This is a genomic window from Citrobacter sp. KTE151 (assembly GCF_000398845.1).
Taxonomy (GTDB): domain Bacteria; phylum Pseudomonadota; class Gammaproteobacteria; order Enterobacterales; family Enterobacteriaceae; genus Citrobacter; species Citrobacter braakii.
Genome location: NZ_KB976065.1, coordinates 355,350 through 356,375 on the forward strand (window position 1 = coordinate 355,350; position 1,026 = coordinate 356,375).

1 protein-coding gene is annotated in these 1,026 nt (G+C 50.4%); it reads right to left on the reverse strand.

The window, feature by feature from the left end:
- Positions 1 to 739: 739 nt before the first annotated feature.
- Positions 740 to 1,026 (reverse strand): IS3 family transposase (locus WC7_RS06955; protein WP_016152729.1); only part of this gene is annotated, 287 nt, incomplete at its 5' end.

The following is a 1,026-nucleotide window of genomic DNA, read 5'->3' on the forward strand; positions in this document are numbered from 1 at the left end:
GTTCAGTACAGGTGTTCAGTACAGGGGTTCAGTACAGGTGTTCAGTACAGGGGCTACTCATCGGTGGCATCGCGTACCATATCCAACATGCGCTGTGCATCCCCCGGTGCATACCCATCCTGCTCTTGCATTGCCCCGGCTTTGGCATACGCCGTAATCATGCGTGAATCCGCTGCTGTAAATTCCTTGTTATCGGATAAGTCCTCAAGTTCCTGTACCAGTCGGGCACGGTGCTGCCCCCGTGCTGTGCGTAGTTCCTTTCCGATTGTCTGTAATCGGGAGCGCTCGGATGGGCTTAGGCTTGTCCCCTTCGGCTTAACGTCAAAAACGTTCTGGTAGCCTGTGCCCAATTTGCTACCGGGCTTGGAGTAATCGTTCCATTTCATACTGTGTGTCTCCTTGTTGGTGCATTCTGTTGATAAGTTGGTTTCGTACATCCCATCGTACATCCCATCGTACATCCCATCGTACATCCCAGCAGAGATAGCCCTTGCCTTTGATAAAGCAGAGATAACGGGTGTCATGTCTGTCAGGGTTAACTGGAGTGCCGAACACAGGGTTGTACTTTACCCGTGTGTCAATTAACCCTGACGGGACTAACACTGATACAGGTTGTACAGCGATATAATCGGGGAGAGGTGTAGCTATATACTTACTTTAGTAAGTAAGACTTTTGGGGGTTTTAGGGGGTGCGAAGGGGTGCGGGTTCCTGTACTGAACCCCATAACCTGGACACTTTTTACATTTCTCTTGATGCCCGGTATTCCACCGGGCTCATACCTGTTTTGAGGCTGATCCTTTCATTATTGAAGTAACAGATATAGCCTTCTATATCCTGCATCAGCACATTCACTGAGTCATACCGGTTACGGTGATACATCTCCACCTTCAGATGGCTGAAGAAGTTTTCCATCACCGCATTATCCAGGCAGTTCCCTTTGCGTGACATACTCTGGGTCACTCCGGCATCTGCCAGCATTGAACGCCACATCGGCGTCCGGTACTGCCAGCCCTGGACGCCCTTCT